10 protein-coding genes and 2 rRNA genes are annotated in these 11,898 nt (G+C 65.0%); 6 read left to right on the top strand and 6 right to left on the bottom strand.

The genetic code is table 11. The annotated features are described in order from the left end of the window. Nucleotides 1-4: 4 nt before the first annotated feature. Together MF6396_RS24105 and MF6396_RS24100 are read right to left on the bottom strand one after the other, a co-directional pair. A complete protein-coding gene (locus MF6396_RS24105; protein WP_078481728.1) occupies nt 5-1,024 on the bottom strand; it encodes an ABC transporter substrate-binding protein in 1,020 nt (339 codons plus the stop codon). A gap of 20 nt (nt 1,025-1,044) precedes the next feature. Further along, the gene (locus MF6396_RS24100) at nt 1,045-1,944 is read right to left on the bottom strand and encodes a TauD/TfdA dioxygenase family protein (RefSeq protein ID WP_078481727.1); all 900 of its coding nucleotides are present in this window, start codon (nt 1,942-1,944) and stop codon (nt 1,045-1,047) included. 168 nt (nt 1,945-2,112) lie between these two features. Between MF6396_RS24100 and MF6396_RS24095 the strand changes: the two genes are divergently transcribed. Further along, nucleotides 2,113-2,424, top strand: a complete 312-nt coding sequence (locus MF6396_RS24095; protein WP_043861329.1) for a hypothetical protein — start codon at nt 2,113-2,115, stop codon at nt 2,422-2,424. A 76-nt stretch (nt 2,425-2,500) separates the two neighbouring features. On the opposite strand, the gene lapD is transcribed toward MF6396_RS24095, so the two are convergent. Together lapD and lapG are read right to left on the bottom strand one after the other, a co-directional pair. Continuing rightward, nucleotides 2,501-4,438, bottom strand: coding sequence for a cyclic di-GMP receptor LapD (gene lapD, locus MF6396_RS24090; RefSeq protein WP_078481726.1), 1,938 nt, complete (start codon nt 4,436-4,438; stop codon nt 2,501-2,503). 9 nt (nt 4,439-4,447) lie between these two features. Continuing rightward, complete coding sequence (gene lapG / locus MF6396_RS24085; protein ID WP_043861331.1) at nt 4,448-5,140, bottom strand: cysteine protease LapG; 693 nt, start codon at nt 5,138-5,140, stop codon at nt 4,448-4,450. Nucleotides 5,141-5,351: 211 nt separating this feature from the next. Here lapG and MF6396_RS24080 point away from each other — a divergent pair, with 211 nt between their 5' ends. The 5 genes from MF6396_RS24080 (at nt 5,352) to MF6396_RS24060 (ending at nt 11,454) form a co-directional block, all read left to right on the top strand. Then, a complete protein-coding gene (locus MF6396_RS24080) occupies nt 5,352-6,041 on the top strand; it encodes a GntR family transcriptional regulator (protein ID WP_043861332.1) in 690 nt (229 codons plus the stop codon). A gap of 95 nt (nt 6,042-6,136) precedes the next feature. Then, nucleotides 6,137-6,634 (top strand): sigma-70 family RNA polymerase sigma factor, encoded by a 498-nt coding sequence (locus MF6396_RS24075; protein ID WP_054915945.1) that lies wholly within the window; start codon nt 6,137-6,139, stop codon nt 6,632-6,634. Beyond that, nucleotides 6,624-7,592, top strand: a complete 969-nt coding sequence (locus tag MF6396_RS24070; protein ID WP_078481725.1) for a FecR domain-containing protein — start codon at nt 6,624-6,626, stop codon at nt 7,590-7,592. Before MF6396_RS24075 ends, MF6396_RS24070 begins: the two co-directional genes overlap by 11 nt. A 92-nt stretch (nt 7,593-7,684) precedes the next feature. Next, nucleotides 7,685-10,189 carry a TonB-dependent siderophore receptor gene (locus tag MF6396_RS24065; protein WP_078481724.1) on the top strand — a complete coding sequence of 835 codons (2,505 nt, stop codon included), beginning with the start codon at nt 7,685-7,687 and terminating at the stop codon, nt 10,187-10,189. Nucleotides 10,190-10,275: 86 nt separating this feature from the next. Continuing rightward, complete coding sequence (locus tag MF6396_RS24060; protein WP_043861335.1) at nt 10,276-11,454, top strand: PepSY-associated TM helix domain-containing protein; 1,179 nt, start codon at nt 10,276-10,278, stop codon at nt 11,452-11,454. Between the two features lie 140 nt (nt 11,455-11,594). On the opposite strand, the gene rrf (MF6396_RS24055) is transcribed toward MF6396_RS24060, so the two are convergent. Together rrf (MF6396_RS24055) and rrf (MF6396_RS29625) are read right to left on the bottom strand one after the other, a co-directional pair. Then, nucleotides 11,595-11,710 (bottom strand): 5S ribosomal RNA (gene rrf / locus MF6396_RS24055). A 110-nt stretch (nt 11,711-11,820) separates the two neighbouring features. Continuing rightward, a 5S ribosomal RNA gene (gene rrf, locus MF6396_RS29625) occupies nt 11,821-11,898 on the bottom strand; the annotation flags it as partial.

The raw sequence follows: 11,898 nt of genomic DNA, 5'->3' as shown, positions 1-11,898 counted from the left end.
GCGCTCAGCTCCCCTGCAGTGGCTTGGCGTCCTGGAAGAAGTAGTCCTTCCACGATTCGGGTTTGTGCTTGATCGCGCCGATGCGGTACATGAAGTCGGCCAGCTTGTAGGTGTTCTTCGGCGTGACGCTGAATTCGTATTGCGGGTTGTCGATGATCTTGAGCAGCGCCTCGCGGTCGATCTTGGCCTTGGTCACGCGAATGTAGGTATCGGCCGCCGCGCCCTTGTCGTGCTGGGCGAAGTCGGCCGCCTCGGCCAGGGCGTCGACGAAGGCCTGGTAGGTTTTGGGGTTGTCGTTGCGGAATTTTTCGGTGGCGAACAGCACGGTGGGCGAGTTGGGGCCGAGCAGGTCGTAGGTGTCGAGCACCACGTGCACATTCTTGTTGGCCAGCGCCTGGTCCTGGAACGGCGGGTTGGAGAAGTGCGCATTGAGCTCGGTGCCGCCGGCCAGCAGCGCGGCGGTGGCGTCGGGGTGCGGGACCGCCAGGGTGTACTTGTCCAGGCGCGCGTAGTCCTTGTCGCCCCACTGCTGGGCGGCGGCGTACTGCAGGAAGCGCGACTGCACCGAGACGCCAACCGCCGGCAGGGCGATGCGGTCCTTTTCGGTGAAGTCGGCGATGGTCTTGACGTTGGGGTTGCTGCTGACCAGGTAGTACGGGAAGTTGCCCAGCGAGGCCACGGCCTTGACGTTCTGGCGGCCGTAGGTGCGGTCCCAGATGGTCAGCAGCGGGCCGACGCCGGCACCGGCGATGTCCACCGAGCCGGACAGCAGCGCGTCGTTGATCGCGGCGCCGCCCGAGAGCTGGGTCCAGTCGACCTTGATGTCGATGCCCTGGGCCTTGCCGTGCTTCTCGATCAGGTGCTGGTCGCGCACCACGTTGAGCAGCAGGTAGACGATGCCGAACTGTTCGGCGATGCGGATTTCACCTTCGGCCTGGGCCGTGGCGGGGGCGACGAGGCTGCCGGCGAGCAGGCTGACGCCCAGGCCGATGCTGGCCGCCAGGCGGCTGATTGAGTTGCGCATGCGGTACTCCTGAAGACGGGTCAGAACGGGGCGTCGCCCTGGATGGTGGTGCGGTACAGCTTGCGACGCAGGTGCGCGGGGCAGCCGGCGGCCAGGTGGATCAGCGAGCGGTTGTCCCAGAACACCAGGTCGTGGGGTTGCCACTGGTGGCGGTAGATGTTGTGTTCGAGCACGCTGTGGGCGTACAGCTCGGCCAGGATATGGCGGCTTTCGTCCTCGGGCAGGCCGACGATGCGGGTGGTGAAGCCCTCGCTGACGAACAGCGCCTTGCGCCCGTTTTCCGGGTGGGTACGCACCACCGGGTGGATCACTTCCTGCACCTGGGCCAGTTGTTCGGCGGTGAGCGTGGGGCGCCAGTTGCCTTCGAATTTGGTTTCGCTGTAGCGCGCGGTGTAGGAGTGCGCGGCGCTGCGGCCTTCGACGGCGGCACGCAGGTGGGCGGGCAACTGGTCCCATGCCTTGTGCATGTCGGCGAACAGGGTATCGCCGCCCTCGCTGGGCAGCTCCTGGGCATGCAGCATCGAGCCCAGGCTGGGCAGTTCCTTGTAGGAGAGGTCCGAGTGCCAGAACTTGCCGGCATCGCCCAGGCCGATGTTCTGGCCGTTCTCGATGATGTTGGAGACGATCAGGATCTCGGGGTGGCCGCCGAGCAGGAACTGCTTGAGCACGTGGATCTGCAACACGCCGAAGCGGCGGCTGAAGTCGATCTGCTGCTGGGGGGTGATGCGCTGGTCGCGGAACACCACCACGTGGTGGTCCAGGTGCGCGCGGTGGATGCGCGCAAAATCGCCAGCGTTGACCGGACGGCTCAGGTCCAGGCCGATGATCTCGGCGCCCACGGCACCGGCAAACGGACGAATATCGAAGGCTTGGGGTTGGGCGCTGTCGGTGTACGACAAGGCGCCAGGGGCCGCTGACATATCTTTTCACTCCCACGTGTCGGGTCGGTAACTGCGCGTGGAAATAAATATAAATGCATAAGAAAAATAATTTAAATACCTTTAGAGAATAAGCATAGAGAGGGTTGTCCGCCTCGCGTGGCCTATGCTGCTGAGGCCATCAAGCAGATGTCATCAGGGGGAAAGGCCATGTTCTATGTGCAACGCGACACCCGTGGGCAGATCGTGCGGTTGGAGTCGACGCCCTTTGCCGAGGAGAACGAAGCGCTGCCCAACGATTCGCCGGAGGCCCAGGCCTGGTTTGCCAAGAAGCTGCAGCAGAGCGACCTGGACATGATCCGGGTGCTGGAGGACTTGATCGAGGTACTGACCAGCAAGGGCGTGATCAGCATCACCGACCTGCCGGCGAGCGCACAGGCCAAGCTGCTCAGCCGTTCGAGCGCGCGCCAGACCATGGGGGGTTTGAACAAGCTGATCGATGAGGAGCGGCCGTTGATCTAGCAGCTTCGCCCGCCAGGCCGGCGCCTGCGGGGTTCACCGCCGCCTGCAGGCGCCGGCGTGGCCGGCGAAGAAGCCACTACGGCGCCCAGGGCCGGGGCTCGCCGATCAAGCGCCCCTGCACCCCGAAAATCCCCATTTCGCGCAGCACCTCCAGTTCACCTTCGGTTTCCACCCGCTCGGCAATCAATGGCAGGTCGATGCTGTGCGCTGCTCGCTGGATCGCCTCGATGAACAGGCGCTTGGGCGGCTCCTGATCGATGGCGCGGATGAAGCTGCCGTCGACCTTGAGGTACGCCAGGCCCAGGGGCGCCAGGTTGCCGATCATGCTGAAGCGCCCGCCAAAGTGCTGCAGGCTCAGCTTGAAGCCCAGCGCGCCCAGTTGCCGTGCCAGCTGCTCGAGCGCGGCCTGGTCGGGCAACTGCTCTTCGCCGATCTCCAGGGTCAGGCGCGGGCCCAGCGCCGCATGACGCCCCAGCAGCCCGTACACCGCCTGCAACGCCTGGGGGTCGGCCAGAGTGGCCGCCGACAGGTTCAGCGCCAGCGCCTGGTCATGGCGCTGCAGGTGGGCCAGCACCTGTTCGAGCATCAGCAGGTCATGCCGGATCGACCAGCCGAAACGCTCGAGCCAGGGCAGGAAGCGCCCGGCGGGGAGGGTTTGCCCATGCCCGTCGGGCAGGCGCGACAGCACCTTGTACTGCAATACGCGGCCCAGCTCGTGCGTCGCCACCACCGGCTGGAAGAACAGCTCGAAGCGGCGCTGGTCGAGGGCGTGCTGCAGCAGGGCATGCCAGTCGTGGTCCAGCAGCGCCGGGGCGTGCGCGGGCAGGCAGACCCACGTCGGCAGCTGCTGGCTCTGCGCCTGGGCCAGGGCTTCGTCGCAGCGCTCGAGCAGGGCCTGCGGGGCGTCGCCCGGGCTGTAGGGGGCCAGGCCGATCCAGGCCACCGGGTTACGGTCGGAAGCGCCGGTGTCGTACAGGCTGTGCAGGGTCTGCTCCAGTTCCTGGGCCAGGTGCACGGCCTCGTCATGCACCAGCCCCGGTGCCAGCACGGCGAACTCGCCGCCACGGCTACGGGCGATCAGGTCGAGGGTTTTGGGATAGTGCGCGCACACCCGCTGCACCTGCTGCGCAAGAGCCTGCAGCAGGGCATCGGTGCGCTGGCCGCCCAGGCGCAGGTTGAGCCCGGCCAGGTCCTGCACGTGCACCAGCATCAGGTAGCCGGGGCTTTCGTCCTGGGCGCTGAGCCGGGCAGACAGCTGCATCTCGAAGAAGCGCCGGTTGCCCAGGCCGGTCAGGCTGTCCTGCCAGGCCTCGGCGCGCAGGGCTTCACTGCGCTGGGCCTCCTCGAGAAACAGCGCCTTGAGTTTCTCGACCATCTGGTTCATGGCCTGCACCACCCGGCGCAGCTCCGGGGTGCGCGGCAGGCGCGGCGCACTGAGGAACTCGCGACGCGCAATGGCCTGGGACTGCGCCACCCGGTAGTCCAGCGGTCGCAGCTGACGGCGCAGCAGCAGCGCCCCCAGCAGTGCACTGACCACCCCGCAGGCCAGCAGCCAGGCCAGGCTGCCGAGCGCGCTGCGCCACAGCTTGGCCAGGGCGAACATCGGGTGGCTGACCACCTCGACCCGCGCCGCCTGCTGCCAGCCGCGGCTGACGATGGCATCGCCGCCGGCCGGCTCCAGGTTGATCAGGCGGATGAACCAGGCCGGCACACCGCTGCTGTCCGGCTCGGCGTGACGCTCCACCAGCAGGGCATTGGGGCCCAGGTCGATCACGCGGATGCTGGCGTAGTAGCCGCTGTCGAAGATGGAGCTGACCATCAGCTCGACCATTGCCGGGTCGTCGATGTTCGGCGTGAGCGACAGCGCCAGCGCGGTGGCGGCGTCCTGCGCATGCGCGCGCAGCTGATTGACGTACTGGCTGCGCGAGCTTTCCAGGCCGACCATGAAGCTGCCGCTGAAGGCGACCACCAGAAACAGGCAGATGGCGAGCAACAATTGCTTGAACAGTGACATCCGCAATCCTCAGTAAGCCGGCTCGGTGGGAAACCCCTCGGCCTGCATCTTCTTCAACAGATCCTGCCAGCGCGACAGGCGCTTGCTGTCGCCGACCTTGCGATTGCCACCCGCCCCGGTCAGCCACAGGCCCTCGCCATTGAAGGCATACACCGGCAGCAGGTCGGTGCGCTGGCTGGCCGGCTCGATGGTGTCGATCAGGCTGTCGAGCACCAGCGGCATCGCCTCTGGAGTGGAATAGTAGGTCAGGACCATGTGCGCGCGATTCTGGCGCAGCGCCTTGACGTAGGTAATGCGCAGTTTCTCGCTGGGGATACCCAGGCGGCGCAGGCTGAAATACTTGGCGATGGCGTAGTCTTCGCAGTCGCCGGCGCCCTTGATCAGTGACTGGATCGGGGTGGACCAGTAGTCGGCCTGCTGCCACAGTTCGGGGTCTTCGACGTAGCGCAACTGGCGATTGAAGAACTGGTTGACCACCTGCAGGCGCTCGGCTTCGCTGCCCTGGCGCTGGGTGGCAAGCAACTGCTGCCAGGCATCGATACGCTGCTGGCCGGCACCAAGGGGGCCGTACAGGGCCTGGGCCTTGCGGCTGATCTGGGAAAAGTCCCAGTCCGCGCGCAGGTTGCCCAGCAATACGCAGCCGAGCAACAGCGCCAGGCCAGCCCGGCGCGGGGTCAGAGGCAAAGCCCAACGTATCGCCAAGGCCGGCGGTCCATGCAGATCGTGGAATCGCGATGGTGCAGGCTGGGCGGGCAAAAGACAATGGCGCACGGCGGCAAGCTTCCAAAGCGCTGCGACTTCATTCAGGATAGCCGCCGCGAACGCCCGCAGGCCCGCGCCGGCCTGAATTTGACAGGCGCAACCGTCATCACTAGGGTCATTGGATCCAATCTTTGCTAGCAGGGCAGTCAGCGTGGCCGAAAAAATCAAACTCCTGAGCATTCTGGGTGACGAGCAGGTGCCTGCTCACCTGGCGCGCAGCGTGATCGAAGAGCGCCTGCGCAGCGCCATCCTCGACGGGCGCCTGGCACCCGGCATGGCGTTGCGCCAACAGGAGCTGGCGACGCTGTTCGGGGTCAGCCGCATGCCGGTGCGCGAGGCCCTGCGTCAGCTGGAGGCGCAGTCGCTGCTGCAGGTGGTGGCGCACAAGGGCGCGGTGGTGGCCCCGCTGATCAGCGAAGATGCAATGGACTCCTACGGGCTACGGGTGATCCTGGAGAGCGAGGCGCTGCGCCAGTCGATCCCGCTGCTGGACGCCGAGGACATCGCCCTGGCCCGGGGCTACATCGAGCAACTGCAGAACGAGACCCGGCACGCCGAGATGGGCCAGCTCAACCGCCTGTTGCACATGGCCCTGTACCGCAAGGCGCCCAATCAGAAGTTGCTGCGCCTGATCGACAACGAGTTGAGCGAAGAGGCGCGCTTCCTGCGGTTTCATCTGTCGTCGATGGGGCTGGGCAAGCTGACCCAGGACGATCACATCGCGCTGGTGGACGCAGCCCAGGCCGGCCAGGTGGACGAAGCTGTACAGCTTCTGACCCAGCACCTGGACAAGGGCATGCAGGCCATCAGGCAGTACCTGGCCAGCCAGCCGCAGGGCTGAACGCGCCGCCGGGTCGGTCAGTGGTTGCAAATTGCGCAAGGCCCCATAACAATGAGACTAATTATCATTTATGACCTTGGTTGCAGCGCGCCTTCATGTCCTCCCACGACTCTGTGCACAGGCTCTATCAGCAACACCACAGCTGGCTGAACACCTGGCTGCGCTGCCGCCTGGGCAATGCGGCCGATGCCGCGGACCTGGCCCAGGACACCTTCGTGCGCCTGCTGCAGCGGCGCGAACAACTGGAGCTGAATGCACCACGCGCATTCCTGCGTACCATCGCACGGGGCCTGGTGATCGATCACTGGCGCCGCGAAGAGCTGCAGCGTGCCTACCTCGAAGCCCTGGCGCAGCTGCCCGAGGCCGAGGTGCCATCAGCGGAAACCCGCGAGCTGCTGCTGGAGCTGCTGGAACGCATTGCGTGCCTGCTCGACGGCCTCAGGCCCAAGGTGCGCACCGCGTTCCTGCTGGCCCAGTGCGAAGGGTTGAGCCACAAGCAGATCGCCGAGCAGATGGGTATCTCGCTGCGCTCGGTGGAGCGGTATGTGGCCGACGCCCTCTATCACTGCTACCTGCTGCGCTATGAACCCTAGCCCGCGCGTGGTCAAGCAGGCCATTCACTGGATGCTGCGGGTGCGCGAGAACGGCGCCAGCCCGCAGTTGCAGGCCCAGTGCGAGCAGTGGCGAAGCGCCAGCCACGAGCACGAACTGGCCTGGCAGCGGGTGCACAGCCTGCAGCAGGAAATGAACCTGCGTGCGGTGCCGGGCGCCGGTGTCGTCGCCCTGCAGACCCTGGAGAACAGCCAGCAGCGGCTGCACCGGCGCCAGGCCCTGAAGCTGCTGGGCGGCGTGGTGATGCTTGGCTCAGCGGTCTGGGTCAGCAAGGACATTGGCCTGCTCGACCCGTGGACCTCGGATTTCGCCACGGCCACCGGCGAGCGGCGCAGCGTCCGCCTGCCCGATGGCAGCCTGCTCAATCTCAATACCCATACCGCGGCGGACCTGGCCTTCGACAGCCGCCAACGCCTGGTGCGCCTCAAGCACGGGGAGTTGATGCTGACCTGCGCCGAACACCCGCTCGGCCCGGCTGGGCGGCCGTTGCTGGTGCAGAGCCGCGATGCGCTGCTCGAAGGCTTCGATGGGCGCTTCGTGGTGCGCCAGGAGCGCGACTGCACCCGCGTCACGGTCAGCCAGGGCAAGGTGGCGATCCATCACCCCGGCCCCGCCGGGCTGCAATGGGTGGCTGCTGGCGAAGCCTTTCTGGTGAATGCCCAGGGCGCCACACCCGTGGCGCAGCAGAACATGGACCCCGGTGCCTGGGCCGATGGCCTGATCGTCACGCGCAACATGCGCCTGGGGGACTTCATCGACGAGGTGGCGCGCTACCGCCACGGCTACCTGAGCTGCTCCGACGATATCGCCAACCTGCGCCTGTCCGGGGTGTTCCGCCTGGAAGACACCGACAAGCTGCTGCACCTGCTGCCGCAGACCCTGCCGGTGCATGTCAGCTATCGCACGCGCTGGTGGGTACGCCTGGAACGCCAGGCGTGATGCGCTGATTTTTTTGGCGGGTTTTGTCGGCACGTCCGGCTAGGACAGTAAGCGACTCCCTTCTGCCCTTACCGACCCTACGGATGCTCTTCATGCGCGATACCCTGGCCCAGCCGCGGCTCACTGACAGTAATGAGTTTCAACCTCTCTTAGATTCACGCCTGGGCAAGGCGGTGCGCGCCGCACTGTTCGGTACCGCGCTGGGCCTGGCCAGCGTGCCGATGGTAGTGATAGCCGAACCTGCGGGCAGCGCCAGCCAGCAGTACAACATCCCCGCCGGCTCGCTGGACGAGGTGCTGAACCAGTTCGCACGCCAGGCCGGCATCACGCTGTCGAGCACCCCGCAGATGACCCAGGGCGCGCAATCGCCCGGCCTGCAGGGCAGCTACGCCACCGACCAGGCGCTGCGCCAGTTGCTCAATGGCACGGGGCTGGAGGCGGTGAGCCAGGATGGCACCAGTTATGTGCTGCATGCGGCCCCGCAGGACGCCGCAATGGCATTGCCTACCACCGACGTGCGTGGCTTTGCCCTGGGCAACGCGCTGGGCAGCATGGAGGGCTACAACGCCACCCACAGCCAGATCGCGACCAAGACCAGTACCGCGCTGCTGGAGACCTCGCAGTCGGTGTCTGTGGTAACCCGCCAGCAGATGGACGACCAGGGCGCGCAGACGGTCTCGCAGACCATGCGCTACACCCCGGGCGTGCTGACCAACCCGTATGGCGCGACCCACCGCTATGACTATGTGGCCATGCGCGGCTTCAACGATGGCTCGGTGGACAACATCTACATCGACGGCCTGAAGTCGATGGGTGACAGCGGCACCTTCAGCACCATGCAGATCGACCCGTACTTCCTCGAGCGCGTGGATATTCTCAAAGGTCCGTCGTCGGTGCTGTATGGCCGCAGTTCGCCAGGTGGCCTGGTGGCACTGACCACCAAAAAGCCACTGTACGAGACCTTCCGCCAGGTGCAGGCTACCGTCGGCACCCAGGGCCAGCGTGGGGTGGGCTTCGACTTCAGCGGCCCGCTGGACGACGACAAGCGTATCGCCTACCGCCTGACCGGCCTGACGCATCAGTCCGACACCCAGTTCGATCACAACGAAGAAAAGCGCTATGCGCTGGCGCCGACCCTGAGCATCGACTTCACCGAGGACACCTCGCTGACCTTGCAGGCCTACCTGCAGAACGATCCGGAAGGCGGCTACCACGCCGGCGTGCCCGCCGATGGCGCGCTGCACAAACGCAACGGCCAGCGTATCTCGGAACACTTCTTCGAGGGCGAGCCGGGCATCGACAGCTACGAGCGCAATCAGCAGTCGTTCGGCTACCAGTTCGAGCATCGCTTCAACGACGTGTTCACCGCACGCCAGAACTTCCGCTACCTGGACTCGACGGTGAAGATGGACCAGGTGTACGCCTGGGGCTACGAGTCGCCCACCAGCAACAAGCTGAACCGCTACTACACCGGTGCCGACGAGAAACTGCACTCCTACATCATCGACAACATGCTGCAGGCCGAGTACTTCACCGGCGCGGCCAAGCACACCACGCTGGTGGGCCTGGACTACCAGCGACGCAAGACCGTGGTGGACTGGAACAGCGGCGGCCTGGCGTCGATCGATGCGTTCAACCCGCAGTACGGCAATTCGCAGATCACCTATTACGCACCGACCAGCTACACCCGGCGCCTGCAGCAGACCGGCATCTACGCCCAGGACCTGATCGAGCTGGACAAGTGGCGCTTCTCGCTGGGGCTGCGGCAGGACTGGGTGAAGACCTCGGATGAGAATCGTATCGCCGAGCCTACCCGCCCACTGGGCACCAAGATCAGCGATGACCGCACCAAGCTCACCGGCCGCGCGGGCGTGCTGTACCTGTTCGACAACGGTATTGCGCCTTACCTGAGCTATTCGGAGTCGTTCAACCCCAACTCCTACGCCGATGCCGCCGGCAACCCGCTGGCACCGACCGAAGGCACCCAGTGGGAGGCCGGTATCAAGTACCAGCCGCCGGGCACCGACAACCTGTTCACCGCCTCGGTGTTCCGCATCGAGCAGGAGAACCTGGCCACCAAACAGCCGCAGGACGACTTCTACTACCCGGTCGGGCAGGTACGCTCCCAAGGCCTGGAGCTGGAAGCGCACATGCAGTTGAGCGAAAACCTCAAGGTGCTGGGCAGCTACACCTTCACCGACATCGAGTACAGCAAGACGATGCCGAGCACCCTGGCTGGCAGCACACTCGACAACAAGGGCAACTCGCCAACCCAGGCGCCAAAGCACATGGCCTCGCTGTGGGCGGACTACAACTTCCGCCAGGGGGTGCTGGACGGTGTGCGCGTAGGCGGTGGCGTGCGTTACGTGGGCTACAGCTGGGTGGATGCGGAAAACACCATGAAGGTACCGTCGTACACCCTGTTCGATGCGTCGGTGGGCTACGACCTGGGCAAGGTCGGGCTCAAGGGCGTGGATGTGCGGCTCAATGCCAACAACCTCACCAACGAGAGCTACATCGCCTCGTGCGCGAGCCTGAACTACTGCTACATGGGTGAAGAGCGCAATGTCAGCGCCACGGTCAGCTATCAGTTCTGACCACACCCCCGTGAGCCGCAAAGCCAGTGCCTGATTCCAGGCGCTGGCTTTGTCGCATCTGGCGACCTGATCTGGAATCCCTTTGTATGCGCCACCTCTACGTATTGCTGCACCGCTATATCGGCCTGGCCACCGCGCTGTTCCTTGCCCTGGCAGGGCTCACCGGGAGCGTGCTGGCGTTCAACCACGAGATCGACGAATGGCTGAACCCTTCGTTCTATGAAGCCCCGGCGCAAGGCCCCCGCCAGGACCCCGGCAACCTGGTGGACAAGGTGCAGGCCGAACACCCGCGCCTGCAGGTGTGGTACATGGAATACCCCGACGAGCCCGGGCACTCGGCGTTGCTGGCGATGGTGCCGCGCAACGACCCGGCCACCGACAAGCCGTATGCCGAGAAGAACACGGTGTTCTACCTCGACCCGGTCAGCGGCCAGACGCTGGGCCAGCGTTACTGGGGCGAGTGCTGTTTCTCGCGGGAGAACTTCATGCCGTTCGTCCTCGAGCTGCACTACAACCTGACCCTGCCGGGCAACTGGGGGCTGTGGCTGATGGGCGTGGTGGCGATCCTGTGGGTGCTCGACTGCTTCATCGCCCTGCTGCTGACCCTGCCCCGTGGTCGTCCGTTCTGGCGCAAATGGAGCACGGCCTGGAAGATCAAGGGCGGGCATGCGTATCGACTGAACATGGATATCCACAGGGCTGGGGGCTTGTGGCTGTGGCTGCTGCTGTTGCCGGTGGCCGTCAGCAGTGTGGCGATGAACCTGCCCAGCCAGGTGTTCAAGCCTGCGGTGTCGCTGTTCTCGCCGGTGGAACCAAGCGTCTATGAGGCCCGTGGCAGGCTGCCCAGAGAAGAACTGGGGCAGACCCAGCTGACATGGCATCAAGCCCATCAGCTGGCGCAGCAGGAGGGCCAGCGGCTGGGGCTGACGGCGCCGATCGGCGAGTTGTACTACAGCTTCGAGTACAACTTCTATGGCGCCGGTTTCGGACAGCACGACACCGATGCCCAGGGCAAGTCGTGGTTGTTCTTCCATGGCACCGACGGGCGCCTGCTGGGGCAGGAGATCGCTGGCCAGGGCACCCTGGGGGAACGCTTCTACCGGCTGCAACTACCCATACATGGCGGCAGGATCCTCGGCACTACAGGCCAGGTGATGATCGCGGTGCTGGGGGTAGTGATTGCGGTGCTGTCGGTGACAGGGGTGTATATCTGGTGGCGCAAGTTGCTGGCGCGGCGCAGTAGCCGGGCTCGGCGCACTGCATAGACTGAAGGTCGGCTCCTGCAGCCCATTGTGTGCAGGGGCCGGCCTGGCCGGTGCAGAGGGTGGCAGGAACAACCCGCTACCCTAGCCCCTGAAAAGACAAAACCCCTGTCTGCAACGCAGACAGGGGTTCTGGAATTGAATCTTGACGATGACCTACTCTCACATGGGGAAACCCCACACTACCATCGGCGATGCATCGTTTCACTGCTGAGTTCGGGATGGGATCAGGTGGTTCCAATGCTCTATGGTCGTCAAGAAATTCTGTGTGCTGGCCCGTACATTGCGACGTGCCGGCGAATTCTTGATGCTTCTACTCTAAAGACAAAACCCCTACCTGCAGATGCAGATAGGGGTTTCGGAATTTAATCTTGACGATGACCTACTCTCACATGGGGAAACCCCACACTACCATCGGCGATGCATCGTTTCACTACTGAGTTCGGG

Origin of the sequence: Pseudomonas sp. MF6396 (assembly GCF_002018915.1) — a bacterium.
Taxonomy (GTDB): domain Bacteria; phylum Pseudomonadota; class Gammaproteobacteria; order Pseudomonadales; family Pseudomonadaceae; genus Aquipseudomonas; species Aquipseudomonas palmensis.
The sequence above is the reverse complement of the archived record's forward strand: the minus strand, read 5'-3'. Positions and strand labels throughout refer to the sequence as shown.